At 68.6% G+C, this 1,679-nt stretch carries 2 protein-coding genes; one reads left to right on the top strand and one right to left on the bottom strand.

Going from position 1 to position 1,679, the window contains the following annotated elements:
* A partial coding sequence (locus AC5RUJ_RS15915; RefSeq protein ID WP_494156202.1) for a hypothetical protein occupies positions 1-773 on the top strand: 773 nt, incomplete at its 5' end.
* Between the two features lie 282 nt (positions 774-1,055).
* Here the strand turns inward: AC5RUJ_RS15915 and AC5RUJ_RS15910 are convergent.
* Positions 1,056-1,679, bottom strand: a 624-nt coding sequence (locus tag AC5RUJ_RS15910; protein WP_494156201.1) for an NADPH-dependent FMN reductase, incomplete at its 5' end; no start/stop codon positions are given.

Raw genomic sequence — 1,679 nt, 5'->3', positions numbered from 1 at the left:
CGCGCAGGGTGCTGTGGTGGGCGACAGTGCTGCTGGTCGCCGGCGGGGTGGCCGGGCTGTGCATGGCGGGCGCCGGCGGGCGGTTGATCATGCGCCTGTTGGCGGTGACGTCGCCGGAGGACGACGGAAGGCTGACCGATAACAACCAGACCATCGGAGAGATTAGCCTGGAAGGGACCGGGAGCTTCGTCCTTTTCGGCGTGGCCATCGGCTGCGGGACGGCACTCCTCTACGGCTTGGTGCGGTGGTGGCTGCCGGCCGGCCGGGCCGGCGGAGCGGCCTTCGGGCTGTTGCTGTTATTAGTACTCGGTACCGTGCTTGGGCCGTTGCAGCCGGACAGCCGGGACTTTGAGGTGGTGGGCCCTGGCTGGCTCTCGATCGCGGCCTTCTCCGCGCTGGCCATTGCCCACGGCATGCTCGTCGCGGTGGCCACGGCTTGGCTGTCCCGTCGCCTCCCGCTGCTGCGGACGGCCAAGGACCTGCAATGGTACCTTCCGCTGCTGCTCCTACTGGTCCCGCTGGGCGGCGCCAGCGTGGTGGTCGCGGCCTGGATTGTCGCCGCCGTCGTGGTGGGCTGGGCACTTGCGGCCCTCAGAGTGAAGCTCTTCGCAGACTGGCGCGCCGGGCGGCCTGCGGGCCCGGGACGTCGGGAAGAACTGCTGCAGCGGAGGGTACTGCTGGGCGGACGCATCGCTTTGGTGGTGCTGGCTTCGGCCTGCACGCCCGGTTTCATCATCTCCATGGCCACCATCATTGCGGCCGAGCGCGGGTAGTCCACCTACTGCTGCGGCGGGTTCAGCCGACGGAACGGTGCCGCACCGATTTGCTTCGGCGGGTTCAGCCGACGGCGCCGTGCCGCACCGAAGCTTCGGCGGGTTCAGCCGACGGAACGGTGCCGCACCGATTTGCTTCGGCGGGTTCACCGACGGAACGCCCCAGAGAACAGCACCGCCCCCGCCGGATGGGGAAACGGCGGGGGCGGTGCTGGCCGGCCCGAAGGCCGGCGGCAGGACAGCCCGCCGAACGGAGGCGGCGGGCGTGCCGGGCTTGGGGTTCTAAGCGGCGGCGTTCTGCGGAGTGCGGATGGTGGCGAAGCCTTGTGCCCACAGCACAAGCTGGTCGGCCATCGGGGCCAGCGTTCCGGCATTCTGCTCGGTCGGCTTGAACTCGGAGAAGTTCTCGAAGTCGGTGAACAGCGAGAACATCACCTGGTTGCGGACCACGGCCACCTGCAGCTCGGCCAGCATATTGCGCAGGTGTTCGGCAGCGCGGACGCCGCCCATCGAGCCGTAGGAAACGATGCCGGCAGCCTTGTTGTTGAACTCGACGTTCAGGTAGGACAACGCGTTGGCCAGGGCGGACGAGACCGTGTGGTTGTATTCGTTGGCCACGAAAATGTAGCCGTCAAACTCGCTGATCTTGGCCGACCAGGCCTTGGTGTGGTCGGCCTGGTAGTTCTGGTACGCGGCCGGGTAGGCCTCGTCCAGCAGCGGCAGATTGAAGTCGGCGATGTCGACGACCTCAAAGGTGGCGTCCGTCCGAGCGGCCAGTTCGGCGGCGACCCAGTTGGCGACGGAGTCATTGACCCGGCCGGGGCGCGTGCTGCCGGTGATGATGGCGATCTTAGGGAGGCCGGCGGCGGCTTCGCTGCGAGCGGCCTCGGCCGGCTGGGCGACGGG

It is taken from the genome of Arthrobacter sp. Y3223164 (assembly GCF_059091005.1).
This window is presented reverse-complemented; position numbering and strand designations above follow the sequence as displayed.